At 72.2% G+C, this 16680-nt stretch carries 15 protein-coding genes; 12 read left to right on the top strand and 3 right to left on the bottom strand.

The window, feature by feature from the left end; translation table 11 throughout:
* The first annotated feature begins 13 nt into the window (after positions 1 to 13).
* The 5 genes from galE to cydC all read left to right on the top strand — a co-directional run bounded on the left by galE (position 14) and on the right by cydC (position 7279).
* Positions 14 to 1030 (top strand): UDP-glucose 4-epimerase GalE, encoded by a 1017-nt coding sequence (gene galE, locus B4K29_RS07375; protein WP_286958310.1) that lies wholly within the window; start codon positions 14 to 16, stop codon positions 1028 to 1030.
* 379 nt (positions 1031 to 1409) lie between these two features.
* Positions 1410 to 2849, top strand: coding sequence for a cytochrome ubiquinol oxidase subunit I (locus B4K29_RS07370; protein ID WP_286966879.1), 1440 nt, complete (start codon positions 1410 to 1412; stop codon positions 2847 to 2849).
* 18 nt (positions 2850 to 2867) lie between these two features.
* Positions 2868 to 3989, top strand: a complete 1122-nt coding sequence (cydB, locus tag B4K29_RS07365; protein ID WP_286966877.1) for a cytochrome d ubiquinol oxidase subunit II — start codon at positions 2868 to 2870, stop codon at positions 3987 to 3989.
* A 102-nt stretch (positions 3990 to 4091) separates the two neighbouring features.
* Positions 4092 to 5669 carry a thiol reductant ABC exporter subunit CydD gene (gene cydD, locus B4K29_RS07360; protein WP_286966875.1) on the top strand — a complete coding sequence of 526 codons (1578 nt, stop codon included), beginning with the start codon at positions 4092 to 4094 and terminating at the stop codon, positions 5667 to 5669.
* On the top strand, positions 5666 to 7279 hold the full coding sequence (gene cydC / locus B4K29_RS07355) for a thiol reductant ABC exporter subunit CydC (protein WP_286966873.1): 1614 nt from the start codon (positions 5666 to 5668) through the stop codon (positions 7277 to 7279). The genes cydD and cydC overlap by 4 nt, the downstream gene beginning before the upstream one ends.
* A 116-nt stretch (positions 7280 to 7395) precedes the next feature.
* Here cydC and B4K29_RS07350 read toward each other — a convergent pair whose 3' ends face one another.
* Together B4K29_RS07350 and B4K29_RS07345 are read right to left on the bottom strand one after the other, a co-directional pair.
* On the bottom strand, positions 7396 to 7791 hold the full coding sequence (locus tag B4K29_RS07350) for a GntR family transcriptional regulator (protein ID WP_029210161.1): 396 nt from the start codon (positions 7789 to 7791) through the stop codon (positions 7396 to 7398).
* Positions 7788 to 8696: a hypothetical protein gene (locus B4K29_RS07345; RefSeq protein WP_286966870.1), complete on the bottom strand. Its 909-nt coding sequence runs from the start codon at positions 8694 to 8696 to the stop codon at positions 7788 to 7790. The genes B4K29_RS07350 and B4K29_RS07345 overlap by 4 nt, the downstream gene beginning before the upstream one ends.
* Before the next feature lie 103 nt (positions 8697 to 8799).
* On the opposite strand from B4K29_RS07345, the gene B4K29_RS07340 reads away from it, so the two are divergent.
* The 3 genes from B4K29_RS07340 to B4K29_RS07330 all read left to right on the top strand — a co-directional run bounded on the left by B4K29_RS07340 (position 8800) and on the right by B4K29_RS07330 (position 11165).
* Positions 8800 to 9294 (top strand): low molecular weight protein-tyrosine-phosphatase, encoded by a 495-nt coding sequence (locus B4K29_RS07340; protein ID WP_286961067.1) that lies wholly within the window; start codon positions 8800 to 8802, stop codon positions 9292 to 9294.
* A gap of 280 nt (positions 9295 to 9574) precedes the next feature.
* The gene (locus B4K29_RS07335) at positions 9575 to 10360 is read left to right on the top strand and encodes a VOC family protein (RefSeq protein WP_029210164.1); all 786 of its coding nucleotides are present in this window, start codon (positions 9575 to 9577) and stop codon (positions 10358 to 10360) included.
* Between the two features lie 79 nt (positions 10361 to 10439).
* Positions 10440 to 11165 carry a maleylpyruvate isomerase family mycothiol-dependent enzyme gene (locus B4K29_RS07330; RefSeq protein ID WP_286966868.1) on the top strand — a complete coding sequence of 242 codons (726 nt, stop codon included), beginning with the start codon at positions 10440 to 10442 and terminating at the stop codon, positions 11163 to 11165.
* A 40-nt stretch (positions 11166 to 11205) separates the two neighbouring features.
* Here the strand turns inward: B4K29_RS07330 and B4K29_RS07325 are convergent, their stop codons facing one another.
* Positions 11206 to 12918, bottom strand: a complete 1713-nt coding sequence (locus B4K29_RS07325) for an ABC-F family ATP-binding cassette domain-containing protein (RefSeq protein WP_286966866.1) — start codon at positions 12916 to 12918, stop codon at positions 11206 to 11208.
* A gap of 163 nt (positions 12919 to 13081) precedes the next feature.
* On the opposite strand from B4K29_RS07325, the gene B4K29_RS07320 reads away from it, so the two are divergent.
* Genes B4K29_RS07320 through B4K29_RS07305 form a run of 4 tightly spaced genes read left to right on the top strand, consistent with a single transcriptional unit; the run spans position 13082 to position 16567 of the window.
* A complete protein-coding gene (locus B4K29_RS07320; protein WP_239265293.1) occupies positions 13082 to 14056 on the top strand; it encodes an ABC transporter ATP-binding protein in 975 nt (324 codons plus the stop codon).
* Complete coding sequence (locus tag B4K29_RS07315) at positions 14053 to 14928, top strand: hypothetical protein (RefSeq protein WP_019285351.1); 876 nt, start codon at positions 14053 to 14055, stop codon at positions 14926 to 14928. The genes B4K29_RS07320 and B4K29_RS07315 overlap by 4 nt, the downstream gene beginning before the upstream one ends.
* The gene (locus tag B4K29_RS07310; protein ID WP_029210171.1) at positions 14925 to 15839 is read left to right on the top strand and encodes an ABC transporter ATP-binding protein; all 915 of its coding nucleotides are present in this window, start codon (positions 14925 to 14927) and stop codon (positions 15837 to 15839) included. The genes B4K29_RS07315 and B4K29_RS07310 overlap by 4 nt, the downstream gene beginning before the upstream one ends.
* Positions 15836 to 16567, top strand: coding sequence for an ABC transporter permease subunit (locus B4K29_RS07305; RefSeq protein ID WP_029210172.1), 732 nt, complete (start codon positions 15836 to 15838; stop codon positions 16565 to 16567). Before B4K29_RS07310 ends, B4K29_RS07305 begins: the two co-directional genes overlap by 4 nt.
* Positions 16568 to 16680: the final 113 nt, after the last annotated feature.

Here is a 16680-nt window from a genome sequence, read left to right as displayed (position 1 = left end):
TAGGGTGGGAGCCATGCGCGTTCTCGTCAGCGGTGGTGCCGGCTACATCGGCTCGCACACCACCCTCCAGGTCCTTGCCGCCGGCCACGACGTGGTCGTGGTCGACAACTTCTCCAACGCCAAGCCGTCCGTGATGGCCCGGCTCGAGGCCCTCGCGGGGCAGCCGATCGAGGTCCACGGCTTCGACCTGACCGACCGCGACAAGACCGAGCACCTGTTCGCCACCGAGCAGTTCGACGCGGTCATCCACTTCGCGGGGTTCAAGGCCGTGGGCGAGTCGGTCGAGAAGCCGCTCGAGTACTACGAGAACAACCTCGACTCGACCTTCTCCCTCGTGCGCGCGATGCAGCGCCACGGCGTCAAGAAGCTCGTGTTCTCCTCCAGCGCAACGGTGTACGGCGAGGACGCGCCCGTCCCGATGAAGGAGGACTTCCCGACGTCGGCCACCAACCCCTATGGCTGGACCAAGGTGATGATCGAGCAGATCCTGCGCGACGTCGCCGTCGCGGACCCGCAGATGCGGATCGCGCTGCTGCGCTACTTCAACCCGGTGGGCGCCCACCCGTCCGGCACGATCGGCGAGGACCCGCAGGGCATCCCCAACAACCTCGTTCCCTTCATCGCCCAGGTCGCCGTCGGGCGGCGCGAGCACCTCAACATCTTCGGCGACGACTACGACACCCCCGACGGCACCGGCCTGCGCGACTACATCCACGTCGAGGACCTCGCCGCCGGCCACGTCGCCGCCCTCAACCGCCTCGGCCAGGTCGACGACGCCGTCTCCACCTGGAACCTCGGCACCGGGCACGGCACCTCGGTCAAGGAGATGCTCGCGGCCTTCAGCCGCGCCGTCGGCCGCGACCTCCCCTACCAGGTCGCCCCTCGTCGCCCCGGCGACATCGCAGCCTCGTATGCCGACCCCTCTCGCGCCAACCGCGAGCTCGGGTGGCAGGCCACCCGGACCGTCGACGACATGTGCGCCGACACGTGGCGCTGGCAGTCCGGCAACCCCGAGGGCTACCCCAGCTGACTGGTCTCTCCGGCGCGTGCCGGCGGCGGGGGCTGCAGAGTGGTCACATATCCGACGTCTACGACCCCTTGACGTCGGGTTCGCGACCACTCTGTCGCGAGCCCGGGCCGCTAGCGAGAGGGTGCGGGCCCGGCATACCTCCTGGCGCTTGTGAACTCTGTCACAAGCGGTCTCCGAGGCCCCGGGTCGTTGGGGTTGGCGGTGCCGCGAATACCTCACGGGCGGACCGGCATACGGGCTCGGCGCCGATTTGCACAACGCCCGTGTTGTCAAAAACCGCAGGTCACGGCCAGGTTGCAAAGGCACGACCGGGTCCGACCCGCCAGTAGCCGTGGGTAGGCTCGACGGGTAACCAAAAGGTCTGACCTCCGGAGATGTCATGGACAACCTGGACCTTGCGCGATGGCAGTTCGCCATCACCACCGTCTATCACTTCCTCTTCGTGCCGATCACCATCGGCCTGTCGGCGATCGTCGCCGGCTACCACAGCGCCTGGGTGCGCACCCGCAAGCCGGAGTACCTCCGGCTCACCAAGTGGCTGGGCAAGCTGTTCACCATCAACTTCGCCCTCGGTCTCGTCACCGGCATCGTCCAGGAGTTCCAGTTCGGGATGAACTGGTCGGACTACTCGCGGTTCGTCGGCGACATCTTCGGCGCCCCGCTGGCGTTCGAGGCGCTGCTCGCGTTCTTCCTCGAGTCGACCTTCCTCGGCCTGTGGATCTTTGGCTGGGGCCGGATCCCGGAGCGGCTGCACGCGTGGACGATGTGGATCGTCCACATCGGCACCGTGCTGTCCGCCTACTTCATCCTCGCCGCCAACTCGTTCATGCAGAACCCCGTCGGCTACCGGTTCAACCCCGAGTCGGGGCGCGCTGAGATGGCCGACTTCGTCGCGGTGCTGGTCAACAAGGTCCAGCTCGTGACCTTTCCGCACGTGATCCTCAGCTCCTACATGACCGGCGGCGCCGTCGTCGTCGGCGTGGCGCTGTGGCACTACCTGCGGCGGGGCCCGATCGCCGACCGTGACCGCGAGATGTACCGCAAGGCCGTCCGCGTCGGCGCGATCGTCTCCCTCGTCGCCTCGCTCGGCGTCGTCGTCACCGGCGACCTGCAGGGCAAGGTCATGACCGAGGTGCAGCCCATGAAGATGGCGGCCGCCGAAGGCCTCTACCGCACGGAGAAGTCCGCGCCGTTCTCGATCCTGACGATCGGCTCCCTCGACGGGCAGAACGCCACCCGCGTCATCGAGGTCCCCGGCCTGCTCAGTTTCCTCGGGACCGGGTCGTTCGGCGGCGAGGTCAAGGGCATCCGCGACGTCCAGGCCGACTACCAGCAGAAGTACGCCGGCAACCCGCGCACCGCGGACCAGGCCACCAACTACGTCCCCAACATCCCGACGACCTACTGGACCTTCCGCCTGATGATGGGCGTCGGGTTCGTGTCGATGGCGCTGTCGGCGCTGGCGCTGTGGGCGACCCGCAAGGGCACGACCCCGCCGAGCGGCCGCTGGTGGCGGCACGTCGTGATCTGGAGCCCGCTGCTGCCGGTGTTCGCGATCTCGTTCGGCTGGATCTTCACCGAGGTGGGTCGCCAGCCGTGGATCGTCTTCGGCGAGATGACGACGGCCAACGGCGTCAGCCCGTCCGTGCCCGCCTGGTCCGTGCTCGTCTCGATGGCCGTCTACACCCTGCTGTATGCCGCACTCATGGTCGTCGAGGTCAAGCTCTTCCTGAAGTACACCCGCGTCGGCGCGGAGCCGGCCGACACCGACACCCCGGCCGAGAGCGGCGAGGACAAGCCCCTCGTCTTCGCCTACTGAGGACGTTGGAGAGACACCATGGAACTCACCGTCATCTGGTTCATCCTCATCGCCGTCCTGTGGACCGGCTACTTCGTCCTCGAGGGCTTCGACTTCGGCGTCGGCATGCTCCTGCCGATCCTCGGCAAGGGCCGCGACGAGCTCGACACCGACAACCGCCGCCGCGTCCTGCTCAACACCATCGGCCCGCACTGGGACGGCAACGAGGTGTGGGTCCTCACGGCGGGCGGCGCCACCTTCGCGGCCTTCCCGCACTGGTACGCCACGCTGTTCTCCGGGTTCTACCTGCCGCTGCTGCTGATCCTGGTCGCCCTGATCATCCGCAACATGGGCTTCGAGTACCGCCACAAGCGCGACGACGACCAGTGGCGTCGCAACTGGGACCTGTGCATCATCGTCGGCTCGTTCCTGCCCGCGCTGCTGTGGGGCGTCGCGTTCGCCAACATCGTGGCGGGCGTCCCGATCAACGCCGACAAGGAGTACACCGGCAACCTGTTCACCCTGCTCAACCCGCTCGGGCTGCTCGGCGGCGTGACCACCTTGCTGCTCTTCCTCACCCACGGTGCGGTCTTCGTCGCGCTCAAGACGAGCGGCGAGATCCGTGAGGAGGCGCGGGCCCTAGCCTGGAAGGTCGGCATCGCCGCGGCCGTCGTCGCCGTCGTCTTCCTCGTCTGGGTGATGATGCTGACCGGCAACACCGGCTCGTGGATCCTCGCGGTCCTCGCCGCCGTGGCGCTCGTCGTGGGCCTGCTCATGACGCGCCTCGGCCGTGACGGGGTGGCCTTCACCGGCACCGCCGCCGCGATCGCGCTCGCCGTGTGGGCGCTGTTCACCGCGCTGTTCCCCGACGTGATGCCCTCCTCGACCAACCCGGCCTGGAGCCTCACCCACGAGAACGCCGCCAGCACCGACCTGACGCTCAAGATCATGACGGGCGCCGCCGTGGTCTTCACGCCGATCGTGCTCGCCTACACCGCGTGGACCTACTGGATCTTCCGCAGGCGCATCTCCACCCACCACATCCCACCGGCGCACGAGCCGCGCGAAGTGGGCGAGCTGGAGGCGCAGGCGGCGGCTGCGGGCGGGACGCGCACGACCGGGGACGACCACGTCGCCGGGGGCGAGCACCGCGACCGCTGAGTCCGCCCGGACCTCCCCAGGATCGTGAGGGTTTCGTCCAACAATGTTGGAGGAAACCCTCACGATCGTTGTGGGGGATGAGACGACGAGGAGCACGACCACGTGAAGCCGTTCGACGCCCGCCTGCTACGGCTGCTGCCCGGTGCCCGGCGACCCGTCCTGGCCCTCGGCGCCATCGGGGTGGCGCAGGGCGTCGCGGCCATCGTGCAGGCCTTCGCGGTGGCGGCGGTCGTGGTGGCGGTGGCACGGCATACGGCCCTGTGGGGACCCCTCGGACTCCTGGCCGCCGTGCTCGTGGTGCGCGCCCTGCTCACCGGCGCGACCGAGCTCGTCTCGTCCTGGGCCGGCACCGAGGTCAGCGCCGGCCTGCGCACGCTGCTGCTGCGCACGTGGCTGGCCCGGTCCGCCGACCAGCGACCCGAGCCGGCCGCGGCTCAGACCCTCGCCACCCAGGGGGCGACCAGCGTCGAGACGTATGTCGCGCGCTACCTGCCCGCACTCGTGGCCGCCGCCGTGCTGCCGGTGCTGGCGGTCGTGACGCTGGCCTTCGTGGACCTGTGGTCGGCGCTCATCGTCGTGCTGACGCTGCCGCTGCTGCCGCTGTTCGCCGCGCTGATCGGCAAGGCGACCGCCGACGCCTCCGACAAGCGGTGGCGGGCCCTGGCCACCCTCGCCGGGCACTTCGTGGACATGATGCGGGGGCTGCCGACGCTGTCGGCCTACGGCCGGGCGAGCCGGCAGAGTGCCACGATCCGCGAGGTGTCGCAGCGGCACCGGACCGCGACCGTGGCGACGCTCAAGCTGGCCTTCCTGTCGTCGGCGGCCCTCGAGCTGCTCGCCACGATCTCGGTGGCGCTGGTGGCGGTCGCGGTCGGCATCCGCCTGACCTGGGGCGACATCGGCCTCGGCACGGGGCTGGCGGCGATCCTGCTGGCGCCCGAGGCGTACTGGCCGATCCGGCGCGTGGGTCAGGAGTTCCACTCGGCCGCGGACGGGGCGCAGGCGCTCGACGACATCCTCACGGCGACGGCCGCCACCACCGCCGAGCGGTCACGTCCCGGCACGGGGGTCGCCCGGCTGGAGGGCGTGACCTACCGCTATCCCGGGACCACGCGGGACGTCCTGCACGACCTCACCCTCACGGCGGCGCCGGGCCTGACGGTGATCACCGGGCCGTCGGGAACGGGCAAGACCACCGCCCTCGAGCTCCTCTGCGGGCTGCGCGAACCCACCACGGGCACAGCCTCCCTCGTCCCGTCGCGCCTGGTGACGCAGCGCCCCTTCCTGACCGCTGGCTCCATCCGGACCAACCTCACCCTCGCCGACGAGGCGGACGACGACCGGCTCTGGTCGGTGCTCCGGCAGGTCGGGCTCGAGGACCTGGTCCGTGGGCTGCCGGACGGGCTCGGCACGCCGCTTGGGGACGACGGGTTCGGGCTGTCGGCGGGCCAGCGGGCGCGCCTCGGGATGGCGCGGGCCCTGCTGTCGACGGCGCCGCTCGTGGCCCTCGACGAGCCCACCGCACACCTCGACCCCGCGTCCACCGCGCTCGTCGACGACGTCGTGCGCTCGCTCGCGCGCGACCGGGCGGTCGTCGTCGTCACGCACCGCCCCAGTCTCGTCGCGCACGCCGACCAGCACGTCACCCTCTCCCCCGTCGCCCAGGAGGTCGCGCGATGAGCTCGGTATGGCGAACGCCCCCCGGCATCCGGGGCTCCGCGATCATCGGCGGGCTGGCCACCGCCAGCGGGATCGCGCTCACGACGACCTCCGGCTGGCTGATCGTCGCCGCCTCCCACCGTCCGCAGATCCTCACGCTGATGGCGGCGATCGTGGCGGTGCGGGCGTTCGGGATGGCGCGGCCGGTGTTCCGCTACTGGGAGCGGGTGCGGTCGCACGACGCCGCGCTCGGTGACCTGGCGGACCAGCGGGTCGCGGCCTATGACGCGCTCGTGCCCCTCACCCCCGCCCGGCTCGGACGGCGGTCCCGCAGCGAGGTGCTTGGCGGCGCCGTCGACGACCTCGAGGACCGGGTGTATGCCGAGATCCGCGTCGTCGTCCCCGTGCTCGGGTCCGTCGTGGCGGGGCTCCTGACGGTGCTGGCGACGGCGCTGTTCTCCTACGTGGGGGCGATGATCGTCGCGGCCGTGCTCGTGGCCTGCGGGCTCGTCGCCTGGCTCGTCCTCGCGAGCGAGCGCGCGGCGCAACGGGACTGGCTGAACGCCCGGGCCGAGGTGGCCCGCGTCGCCGGCCTCGTCACCGCCAACGCGCTGGAGCTGCAGGCGATCGGGGCGACCTCGGCGTCGGAGACGTGGATCGAGGCCGCGCAGGCCCGGCTGGCGGCGGCCAACGCCCGACGCGCCCGGGGCCGGGCGCTCGGCATGACCCTCACCGGGATCGCCTGCGGTGCCGGCACGGTCGCCATGGCGGTGCACGCGCACGGGCTCGTGGCGGGTGGGTTCAACGACGCCCTCGCGGCCCTGCTCGTGCTGACCCCCGTGGCGGCGGCGGACGCGTTCACGCCGTTGCCGGACGCCATGGGCGCCTGGGCCCGCGCCGAGGGCAGCCGGGTCCGGCTCGACGCGCTCCTCGCCCAGGACCTGCCCCTCGGGGAGCACGGGTCCGTCGAGGCGCCGGGGGCTTGCGGCATACCCCCGCGGTTGACGGTCGACGAGGTGACGGCACGCTGGGCGGCGGACCGCGACGCCGTCGGACCCGTGACGGCCGTGGTCGAGCCCGGCGAGTCCGTGGTGATCACCGGCCCCAACGGATCCGGCAAGTCCACGCTGCTGGCGGTGCTCGCGACCCACCTCGACCCGGCCTCGGGCAGCTATCGCCTCGACGCGGTCGACAGCCGCTCCGCCTCTGTCGAGTCCCTGCGCGCGCGGGTGGCGGTGCTGGACGACGAGCCGCACGTCTTCGCCTCGACCGTGCGCGAGAACCTCCGGCTGGCGCGCCCCTCCGCCTCGGACGAGGAGGTGACCGTGGCGCTGGGACGAGCTGGGCTCGGCGGGTGGCTGCGCGCGCTGCCGGAGGGGCTCGACACCCTGCTCGGCACCGGCCATCGCGGGGTCTCGGGCGGCGAGCGGGCCCGCCTCGGGCTGGCCCGCGCGATCCTCTCCGGGCGGCCGGTGATGCTTCTCGACGAGCCCGTCGCCCACCTCGACCACGCCACGGCCACCGAGGTGCTCGACGACCTGCTCGCGGCTCGTGGGGGTCGCACCCTGGTGATGGTCAGCCACCGCGAGGACGCCGTGGACGGCTTCGACCGCGAGCTGCGCCTCGGCTGAGCCGATCCCGACCCCGCCGCCTCTGCCCCAAAACCCCTGCCTAACCCCCAGATCGTGAGTGTTTCGTCCAAGAATGTTGGACGAAACACTCACGATCTTCGTGGTTGCGCGGGGGGTCAGGGACGCGCGAGGGCGGACCGCACGGCCGCCTCGATAACCCCGTCGTCCGCACCCGCGGCGCGCGCCGTGGCGACGAAACCCAGCGCCAGCTCGTCCAGCCCGGGCCCCGAGTCGGCCACCACCAGCGACGAGCGGGCGAGCTCTGCGGCACCGGCAGCGACCGTCGTCCCGGCGCGGCGGGCCGTCCGCACGATCCCGGACGCCTCCAGCTCCTTGTAGGTCCGCGCCACCGTCCCGGCCGCCACCCCGAGGTCGGCGGCCAGCTGCCGCACGGGCGGCATCCGGGCCCCCTCGGTCACGACGCCGCTCGCCACGTGCACCAGCACCTGACGCCGCAGCTGCTCGTAGGGCGGCGTGGGGTCGGCCGCGTCGACCCGCAGACCCACGCTCATGCCGACACCTCGGTGGCAGGGCGCGCCACCAGCGAGTCCCGGTGCGGGGCAAGGACCCTCACGAGGCTCCACAGGGTCAGCACACCCACGACCGCGGCGACGGCACCGACGACGGTCCCGGATGCGCCGAAGGGGTTGGTCGCGCACATCCCGTCCCCGGCGTGGGCCAGACGCATCCAGGAGATCAGCAGGGCCGGCACCGCGAGCGCCCCCGAGGCCAGCCCGGCGCCCGCGACCAGCGCCCCGGACGACCACCGTCGCAGCGCGTCGTCCGCCCGCACCAGGTCGGCGTCGCTGCCGTCACGCGGCCGCCCGGCGACGAGGCGCAGGCCCCAGGCCGTGGCGGCGAGACCGACGAGCCAGACCAGCAGCGCCGGGGCGAGATAGAACGACCCGAACCACGGGCTCGAGCCCCCGCTCGCGGCCCAGCCCTCGGGCGTCGTGCAGGCGTAGGACAGCTGCTGCCCGTCGGCATCCTGGAGCCGCAGCCCGATCGTCGCGGCCCCGAGCACGGCGAGTGCGAGGACCCCCGACACCACCGCCTGCCCGCGCGGGACGTAGTCCCTGACCCGCCGGTGCTCGAGCCCCGCGGCGGGGCCGGTCGCCATACGACCGATGGAGAGCTGACCGAGGACCAGGGTGAGCAGCCCGACGACCACCCCGGCCACCGGCGCCGTCGCGATCAGCCGGCCGCGGCCCGTGGCGGCCAGCGCCACCACCGCGAGCAAGCCGAGCAGGACGGCCAGGACACGGGAGCGACGCACGAGGTCCTGCGCACGCAGCAAGCGTCCGAGATGGCCGTCGACGACCACCGCGCGACCGCCGAGGGTCAGGGCCAGCGCGGCCAGCAGGCAGGCGCCCACCAGGACGACGACCACGACCAGCAGGGGATAGAGAGCCAGCATGACGACCTCCCGGTTGTGTCAGATGTTTGACACAAAGAACTGTGCGCCTGCTACGCCTTTGTGTCAATAGGGCAGCACAAAGAACCGCGAGATACTGGCAGGCATGGCCGACTACCGCATCTGCGTCATCTGCTCGGGCAACATCTGCCGCTCCCCCATGGGCGAGGTGATCCTGCGCCAGCTGCTCGACGAGGCCGGGCTGGGTGACCGCGTCGAGGTCGACTCGGCCGGCACCGGCGGCTGGCACGAGGGCGACGGCGCCGACCCGCGCACCCTCACCTCGCTGACCAGCGGCGGGTATGACGGCTCCGCCCACCGCGCCCGCCAGTGGCAGCACGCGTGGTACGCCGACCGCGACCTCGTCCTCGTCGCCGACCGCGGGCACGAGCGCGAGCTGCGGCGGCACGCCCCGACCGAGCAGGACCGCGACAAGGTCCGGCTGATGCGGGAGTTCGACGACGACGCGGTCGCGGCGGGGACGCTGGAGGTCGACGACCCCTACTACGGCGACGCGGCGGGCTTCGACCGGTGCCGGGACGAGGTCGAGGCGGCGATGCGCGGCGTCGTCGAGCACGTGCGCGAGCAGCTCGACGCCTGAGCCGCGGGCCGGCACCGGTCGCGCACTCGCCGGGCGGCAACGGCGCCGGACGCCCACTCGCCGGACGCCGAGGGGTCGCAGATGCCGGGAATCACGGCGTGTCGCGCGACTATGCGACCCCTCGGTGCGGCGGCGCGCGGCGTCATACGGGCTCGATCTGCCTGACAAGCCGCACCCGCTCTGCTGGACTGGACCCCGTCGCCACCGACCGACCCGCCCGGCCACCCGTCAGACCAGACCGCCAGAACAACTGGACCAGCCAGACTGCCGAGGAGCACCCATGTCCGTCCGCGAGACCCCCTGGCCGCTCGGCACGCCCTGCTGGCCGGACCTGATGTGCGACGACCCGAGGGCGGCGGCGCGGACCTACGCGACGCTCTTCGGGTGGGAGATCGAGGAGGGGCACGACGGCTACCTGCTCGCGCTGCGTGACGGCAGGCGGGTCGCGGGGATCGGGCCCAAGCCGCCGACCGCGCCGTGGCCCGCGGTGTGGACGACCTACCTCGCCGTCGACGACACCGACCGCGTCGCCGCCCTCGAGCGGGAGCACGGTGCCGAGCAGCTCCTCGCCCCGACCGACATCCCGGGCCAGGCGCGGATCGCCCTCCTGGTCGACCCCGCCGGCGCCCACCACGGGCTGTGGCAGGCGGGCGGCCTCGTCGGGGCCGAGCGCTACAACGAGCACGGGTCCCTGGTGTGGAACGAGCTGATGGTGCGCGACCACGAGGAGGCGATGGGCTTCTACGGCGAGGTCTTCGGCCACTCCTACGAGGTGATCGAGGAGGACGACGGGTCCTTCGCCTACGCGCAGGTGGTGACCGCCGACGAGCGGCTGGTGTGCGGGCTGGGGCGCATCGGCGACGAGTACGGCGACCAGTTCCGCCCCCACTGGATGACCTACTTCATGAGCGACGTGCCCGCCGCCACCGTCTCGGCCGTCCAGCGGCTCGGCGGGCGGGTGCTGATGGACGTGGTCGACGGGCCGTTCGGGCAGCTGGCCGTGCTCGAGGGCCCGCAGGGCGAGGTGTTCAGCGTCATCCGCCCGGACCACGTCGACGAGGACTGACCCCCGACCGAACCCGTCCAGGCAGGAAAGTCCGGTCGACCGGCGGCAGGTCCGGCGCGAACTGACTAGGGTCAGGGCCATGGATGCAGCGCAGCGCCTCACGGCCCTCACGGCCGCCGTCGATGCCATCTCGGCCAACGGGACCAACCTGGCCGCCGAGGTCGAGTGCTCCACCTGTCCCGGGTGGACGGTCGAGGACGTCGTCGACCACCTGGGCCGGGTCTATCTCTGGACCGTCGAGGCCACCCGCGGCACCGAGCGCCCATCGATGGGCGAGCGGGAGCAGGGAAACCTGACCCTGGGCGAGTGGTATGCCGACTGCGGCCGCCGCATGCTGGACCGGCTGCGCGAGGCCGACCCCGCCGCCGGGTGCTGGACCTTCGACCGCGACGACCGCACGGTGGGATTCTGGATCCGGCGGCAGCTGCACGAGACGACGATCCACTGGGTCGACCTGGCGCGCGCCCACGGCATCGAGGCCGAGATCAGCGACCACGTCGCCGACGACGGGATCGACGAGCTGCTGCACCTCTTCGTGCCGCGCCGGATCGAGGACCCGCAGACCGCGCTGCCCCTGCCGCTGCAGATCCGCGCCACCGACACGGGATCGGTGTGGTGGGTGCAGGAGGCGGACGGGGTCGTGTCGGCGGGGCGCGGCGAGGAGGGCGAGTCGGTCGCCGAGATCCGCGGCGAGGCGGTGGAGCTCTATCTCGCGCTGTGGGGTCGCAACAGCCGGGAGGCGCTGCACGTCGACGGCGAGGCCGCCCCGGCGCGCGGCTTCCTGGCGCAGCAGCTCTGCCCCTGACCCACCCCGGGGTGCCGGGGCCTCGCGGCACACGACCGGGTCAACGGCGGCGGCGGACCCGCGTCTCGTCCCACACCGGCTCGTCCGACTCGTAGACCTCACCGTCCGCGCCGAACACCAGGAACCGGTCGAAGCCGCGCGCGAACCACCGGTCGTGCGTCACCGCGAGCACCGTGCCGTCGAACGCCGCGAGGCCCTCCTCGAGCGCCTCCGCCGAGTGCAGGTCGAGGTTGTCGGTCGGCTCGTCGAGCAGCAGCAAGGTGGCCCCGGACAGCTCGAGCATCAGGATCTGGAAGCGCGCCTGCTGCCCACCGCTCAGCGAGTCGAAGGTCTGCTCGGAGGATCTCGCGAGCTCGTAGCGGTCGAGCACGCGGGCCGCCTCGTCGCGGGTGCGACCCTGACGGTGGTCGTCGCCTCGGTGGAGGATGTCGAGCAGGGTGCGTCCGGCATACGCGTGGTGCTCGTGCGTCTGCGCGAACCACCCTGGGCGCACCCGGGATCCGAGCCGTGCGACGCCGGTATGACGGACCCTGGGCGGTCGCGCGTCGCCGACCGGGCGGTGCTCGACGTCAGGATCGGATCCGCCGGCCGCCAGCAGCCGCAGGAAGTGCGACTTGCCGGAGCCGTTGGAGCCGAGGACGGCCACGCGCTCGCCGTACCAGACCTCGAGGTCGAACGGCTTCATGAGCGAATCCGCCTGGTCTGCCTGCGGATCCGGCGCGAGGAGCTCGAGCCGCTCGCAGATGACGGCGCGCTTGGCGGTGCGCCCGCCGGTGAGTCGCATGCGGACGTTCTGGTCGCGGGCGACCTTCTCGGGAGGCCCGGCGTCCTCGAAGCGGCGCAGTCGCGTCTGCGCCGCCTGGTAGCGCGCGGCCATGTCCGAGTTGTAGGCCGCCTTCTGCTTGTACATGAGGACGAGCTGCCGGAGCTTGGCATGCTCCTCGTCCCAGCGCTTGAGCTGCTCCTCGAGGCGGGCGTTGCGCTCGGCCCGGGCCTCGTGCCAGGTGGCGAAGCTCGCCGGGTGCGTCCAGGAGCTGGCTCCCGCCGCGCCGGGCTCGAGCGTGACGACGCGAGTCGCCGCCTGGCTCAACAGCTCTCGGTCGTGGCTGACGAGCAGCACCGTCTTGGCGGTCTCGCGCAGTCGCAGCTCGAGCCACCGCTTGCCCGGCACGTCGAGGTAGTTGTCGGGCTCGTCGAGCAGGAGCACCTCGTCGGGGCCCCGCAGCAGGGCCTCGAGGACCAGCCGCTTCTGCTCGCCGCCGGACAACGTCGACGCCGAACGCCACTGCGCCTGCTCGAAGCCCACGCCCAGCACCGCGACCGTGACTGTGTCCCAGACGGTTTCGTGCTCGTAGCCGCCGGCGTCGCCCCAGTCGGCGAGCGCCTGGGCGTAGGCCATCTGCGCCGGCTCGTCGTCGACCTCCATGATCCGCAGCTCGGCGGCGTCGACCGCCTGTGCTGCCAGGCGGATTCGCTGGGGCGCGACGCCGACCAGGAGGTCCCGGACGGTCGAGTCGTCACGCACCGACCCGATGAACTGCCGCATCACGCCCAGCCCGCCGCTGCGCGTCACCGCGCCGCCGTGCGGGTCGAGGTCCCCCGCGATGATCCGCAGCAGGGTGGTCTTGCCGGTGCCGTTGGGGCCGATGAGCGCCACGACCGCCCCGTCGCCGACCCGGAAGCTCACCTCGTCCAGCAACGGCCGCCCGTCGGGGAGGGTGAAGGAGATCTGGTTGAGGTCGACGTGTCCCACCTCGCCACCCTCGCAGCCCGCCGGGTCGCCCCGCCACCCCTTTGACCTACCCCCGGCGGGATCATCAGCCTGGGGAACCAGGGCCGGTCGATGCCTCGGCCCGCGGCGGGTCAGGGGGATCACCCATAGGCCGCCCCCAGGAGCCCCACCTAGGGTGAGGAGCATGACAGCCGAGGGGGAGAGCGTCGCCCGGGGGACCCCGGTGATCCGCACACGCGGCATCACCATGGAGTACCCCCGGGTCCGGGCGCTGGACGATCTGGATCTCGACGTGGGCGACGGGGTCACGGGCCTGGTGGGCGCCAACGGCGCCGGCAAGTCGACCCTCATCAAGGTGCTGCTGGGGCTGCTGCCCCCGACGAGCGGCGACGCGCAGGTGCTCGGCCACGACGTGCGCTCGGAGGGCGCGTCGATCCGGGCCCGCGTCGGCTACATGCCCGAGCACGACTGCCTGCCGGCCGACGTGAGCGCCAGCGAGTTCGTCGTGCACATGGGCCGTATGTCGGGCCTGCCCCACACGGTGGCCCGGGAACGGGCGGCCGACGTGCTGCGGCACGTGGGGCTGGCCGAGGAGCGCTACCGCGTGATGGGCGGCTACTCCACCGGCATGAAGCAGCGGGCCAAGCTCGCCCAGGCGCTCGTGCACGACCCCGACCTCGTCCTGCTCGACGAGCCGACCAACGGCCTCGACCCCGCCAGCCGGGACGACATGCTCGACCTGGTGCGGCGGATCGGGACGGACTTCGGCATCTCGGTGCTCGTCACGAGCCACCTGCTCGGCGAGCTCGAGCGGGTCAGCGACCACGTGATCGTCCTGGACGGCGGGCGGCTGCTGCGGTCCTCGGCGACGTCGGAGTTCACCGAGGCGACGGGCACCCTGCTGGTCGAGGTGCTGGGCACCGCGACCGACCGCGACCGGCTCGGCCAGGCCCTCGCCGAGCGTGGCCTGCAGTGCCACCCCGTCGACAACGCCGTCGAGGTCGTGCCGCCACCCAGCGGTGAGGTCGGCGGGGTCGACATACGAGACCTGGTGCGCGACACGGTGATCGATCTCGACCTGGGGCTGGTGCGCATCCAGGAGGGACGGCACCGGATCCAGGACGTCTTCGCCATCCGCGAGGAGGTGCCGCAGCCATGACCGCCCGCATCCACGACCTCGGCTACCGCGGCTACGACGGCGAGCGCCTCGACGAGGGGGCCGTCGCCCGCTCGCTCTACGTGCTCGGGCTGCGGCACGCGTTCGGCCTCGGCCGGTCGATGAAATCCCGCCTGCTGCCCCTCGGCCTGCTGGCCGTCTCCGTGCTCCCGGCGCTGGTGATGGTCGCGATCACGGTCTTCATCAAGCTGGACCGGCTGCCGATGACCTACGACCGCTACGCCGACACCATGCAGACGATCACCGCGATCTTCGTCGCCGCGCAGGCCCCCGTGCTGTTCTCGCGGGACCTGCGGTTCCGCACCCTCCCGCTCTACCTCGCCCGGCCGATGCGGCGCAGCACCTATGTCCTGACCCGGCTGGCGTCGCTGTTCACCGCCATCCTGATCGTGGTCACGCTGCCGGTGATCGTGCTGTGGCTGGGCGCCCTGCTCGGCCGGCTCCCCTGGCAGGCCCAGACCACCGACATGCTCAAGACCCTGCCCCTGCTGGTGCTCCTGGCCGCCCTCCTCGCGGCGATCGGGGGGCTCCTGTCGAGCCTCACGACCCGGCGCGGGATCGCCGTCGTGGCCATCGTCGCCACGCTGTTCGTCAGCTCGGGGGTCGCCAACTCGATCGCCGCCATCGCCCAGTCCGCCGACGGCTCCACCCCCATCCAAGGCGTGTGGGCCGGCGCGCTGAGCCCGTGGACGCTGGTGGGCGGTCTCGGCACCTGGTGGTTCGACTTCGCGCCCAACCTCGCACCCCCGCGCGACCTCGCCGACGGGGCCGTCTATCTCGGGGTCGCGGCCCTCGTGATCCTCGGTGGGACGGCGCTGCTCCTGCGCCGCTACGCGAAGGTGGGGTCGGCATGAGCACCCTCGCCCTGCACCAGGTCTCGCGCTGGTTCGGCGACCTCGTCGCCGTCAACGACATCACGATGGACATCGGACCCGGAGTCACGGGCCTGCTCGGCCCCAACGGCGCCGGCAAGTCCACCCTGATCGCGCTCATGTCGGGCTTCCTGTCCCCCTCGGCGGGGTCGGTGACGCTCGACGGCGAGCCCACCTGGCGCAACCCCGGCGTCTACCGCCACCTCGGGCTCGTGCCCGAGCGCGAGTCCGTCATGGAGCACCTGACGGGGCGGGCGTTCGTGCGGGCCAACGCCGAGCTGCACGGCCTGCCCGACCCCGGCGCCGCCGCCGAGGCCGCGATGGAGCTCGTCGAGATGAACGACCCGGCGTCGCGGGTCATCCGGACCTACTCCAAGGGCATGCGCCAGCGCATCAAGATGGCCAGCGCGCTCGTCCACGACCCGGCCGTGCTGCTGCTCGACGAACCCTTCAACGGCATGGACCCACGCCAGCGGATGCACCTCATGGAGCTCCTGCGGCGCATGGGGTCCGAGGGCCGGACCGTGCTGTTCAGCTCGCACATCCTCGAGGAAGTCGAGCAGGTCGCCCGGCAGATCGAGGTCGTGGTGGCCGGACGCCACGCGGCGAGCGGCGACTTCGGCGCCATACGGCGTCTCATGACCGACCGACCCAACCACTATGTCGTCCGCTCGTCGGACGACCGCCGGCTCGCCGCCGCCCTGGTCGCCGACCCGTGCGTCCGCGGAGTCTCGTTGCGGCCCAAGGGCGGTCTGGACGTCGAGGCCGTCGACTTCGGCCGGTTCACCCACGTGCTGCCCCGCGTCTCGCGCGACCTCTCGGTCCGCCTGATCGAGGTCAGCCCCACCGACGAGTCGCTGGAGAGCGTCTTCTCCTACCTGGTGTCCTCATGAATCCCACCGTGATCCGCCTCGCCTTCTCCTCCCTGCTCGGCCGCAGCCGATCCCTCGGGCTGCTCGCGCTGCCGCTCGTGCTCCTCGCGGTCTGCCTGCTCGCCCGGCTGGCCGGCGGGGAGCCGCAGTCCACCGACGGCACCCTCGGACGCGCCGTCATGTCCGGGCTCGGGCTCGCCGTCGTCGTCCCCATGCTGGCCCTGCTCGTCGCCGCCCAGCTGCTCGGCAACGAGATGGACGACGGCACCATCGCCTACCTGCTGTCCAAGCCGATCCCCCGCTGGCACATCGTCGTCAGCAAGCTCATCACCGCGATCACGGCGACGCTGCTGCTCGGGGCGGTGCCGATGATGCTCGCCTCGCTGGTCCTCGACCACACCGACCTCGGCAAGGCGCTCGGGTGGGGGGTGGGTGCGGCGGTGGCGTCCGTGGCCTACTCGGCGCTGTTCCTCGCGCTGTCGTCGATGACCAAGCACTCTGTCGTGTGGGGCCTGATGTACCTCCTCGTCTGGGAGGGTGCCCTCGCCACCCTGCTCGAGGGCATCTCCTGGCTCAGCATCCGGTCGTGGAGCACCCGCATCGCCGGCTGGGCGGGCGACATGTCGGTGATCAGCGTCGACAGCGCGCCCCTCGGCTATGCCTGGATCGCGTCGGGCGTGGTGCTCGTGGCGGGGACCGCGTGGGCGGCATACCGCCTGCGCGGCCTGTCGATCACCGGGGACGACTGACCTGGCCGCGGTGCCGGCCGGACATCTCGCCGACGTCAGGCCGCCCGCCTGCCCGGAGCGCTCCCGACAGCGTTCGTGCGCTCGCAGCTCACGAACTGCCGGTCTCAGGCGCC

The organism is Arsenicicoccus sp. UBA6765, assembly GCF_002453335.1.
Taxonomy (GTDB): Bacteria; Actinomycetota; Actinomycetes; order Actinomycetales; family Dermatophilaceae; genus Arsenicicoccus; species Arsenicicoccus bolidensis.
Note: the sequence above shows the minus strand (reverse complement) of the source record. Positions and strands in the feature narration are given on the sequence as shown.